The 2061-nt window shown below is 37.2% G+C and carries 2 pseudogenes; both read left to right on the top strand.

What is annotated here, in order from left to right:
• Nucleotides 1-851: 851 nt before the first annotated feature.
• Nucleotides 852-1748 (top strand): annotated as a pseudogene (gene ilvA / locus CDZ78_RS13435) (threonine ammonia-lyase, biosynthetic); the annotation flags it as partial.
• A 103-nt stretch (nucleotides 1749-1851) separates the two neighbouring features.
• A pseudogene (locus CDZ78_RS13430) lies at nucleotides 1852-2061 on the top strand (hypothetical protein); the annotation flags it as partial.

The following is a 2061-nucleotide window of genomic DNA, read 5'->3' as shown; positions in this document are numbered from 1 at the left end:
TTCATTTGGCACTGAAACCTGCAATTAATTATTGCCAGGCAAAAAAAATGCCTGATGCTATACAGCACAGGCATTTATAAGATAAACAATATCACGAGGAGGTACTATGTTTATAAGGTGTATAAGCACGAGAATTAATTACTCGCACTAAATTAACTTTCTAATAGACTAGAACAGAAATGCTCGAATCACATTAAGCACCGACTAAGATACCTTTTTGATAATCCGGGATCCCGCTACCCTTGTCTAAAAGATCATTAATAACTGACCCTTACTATACAGAAGACTCAGAAACTAACAATACTCGAAACTATTGTTAGTTTGTTTCCTATAAAGAAACAATTGGCAATGTATTTTGCTTGCCCAGTCAGCCTATAGCCCCTCCTGAATTGCTTAAAAAAGAGCACCATAGCTAGTAGCTTACTTAGCCTTGCTCTATTAGTAAGCTGAAGTTTCCCAATAATTATTTATGGTAAAATTGAAACTATGCTACAACTATATGAAAAAAATAGTCTTTTCATTCGTTTCAAATGCTATTGCCTAAGGGGAATTAAGTAGGGGTTTGCTATAAACATGGCAAAACCACCTAAAATAAACCTCGATACACCAGCATTGTGTATTTCAGCTACTCAATAATTGGGAAACTTCAGTTAGTAAGTACCTGTGCATAATTGTTTTAACATTTTGTTCTGCGATAAAAAGGAGTGCAATAGCTTTAGCTATTGCTGTCACTAGAAAAAAGCTAAAGCTTTTTTACTCCAGCTAGTTTTTGCATTTTGTTAGTTTATTTATACTCAGTTACTTATGGGATAATGCATAGCAAGAATAGTTCACCAATGGCGCTTTAGCTTATGACCCTAAAATACATAGAAAAAATATTAAGAGCCAAAGTTTATGATGTAGCACAGGAAAGCCCTCTTGATTATGCGCCTGTTCTGACAAAACGCTTTAACAATCAAATATATTTAAAACGGAAAGACTTGCAGCCAGTTTTCTCATTTAAATTGCGTGGCGCGTATAACAAAATTGCCTCTCTCAGTGATCAGGAAAAACAGCATGGGGTCATTGCCGCATCCGCAGGTAATCATGCCCAGGGTGTTGCCCTGTCAGCTACAAAATTAGGCATAAAGTCCTTGATTGTTATGCCCCAAACGACCCCGGAAATTAAAGTTAATTCAGTGCGTGCCTGGGGGGCAAAAGTGGTTCTGCATGGCGACTCATTTGACGATGCTTTTCTACATGCCAAAGAACTAGCAAAACAAAAAAACATGACTTTTGTACATCCCTATGATGACCCTTATGTGATTGCTGGTCAGGGGACCGTTGCGATGGAAATACTGCGTCAGAAAACAGATAATATAGATGCTATTTTTGTACCAGTAGGTGGTGGTGGCTTAATTTCCGGGATAGCAGTCTATGCAAAATTTGTTCGTCCTGAAATTAAAATTATTGGCGTCGAGCCTGATAATTCAGATTGTTTAAATCAGGCATTAAAGGCTAAAAGAAGGGTAACACTCAAACAAGTTGGTTTATTTGCAGATGGGGTAGCCGTTAAACAAATCGGTAAAGAACCCTTTCGCCTGGCTAGAAATCTGGTTGATAAAGTAATCACCGTCAATACCGATGAAATTTGTGCTGCGATTAAAGATATTTTCGATGATATCCGATCCGTCGCAGAACCAGCAGGAGCACTCGCGCTTGCAGGCCTAAAAAAATATGTAGAAACAGAAAATATTAACGAACAAACCTAAGGAATGTGCACGAAATAAGTTCCTGAAGCAGCCAAGCTTGAATAATGAAATATCTCCCCTAAATTAAGGTTATCTTAATTTATTACTCAGTGGTTGTCTTATGTCATTTCCTTATAAAAAAAATATCGAAAAGTCGATGAAGAAATTTTATGACTCACTTTGTGAAAAAAATAAGCGACGGTATGCCGCCATTGAAAGTGAAAAATTATCTCATGGTGGCGTTAACTATATTTCAGCTTTATTAGAGTGTGACCCAAAAACTATCCGCCAAGGAAAAAAAGAACTCACCGAATTAGAACTGGATATAACA

It is taken from the genome of Bathymodiolus platifrons methanotrophic gill symbiont (genome assembly GCF_002189065.1).
In the GTDB taxonomy this organism is placed as follows: domain Bacteria; phylum Pseudomonadota; class Gammaproteobacteria; order Methylococcales; family Methylomonadaceae; genus Methyloprofundus.
Note: the sequence above shows the minus strand (reverse complement) of the source record. Positions and strands in the feature narration are given on the sequence as shown.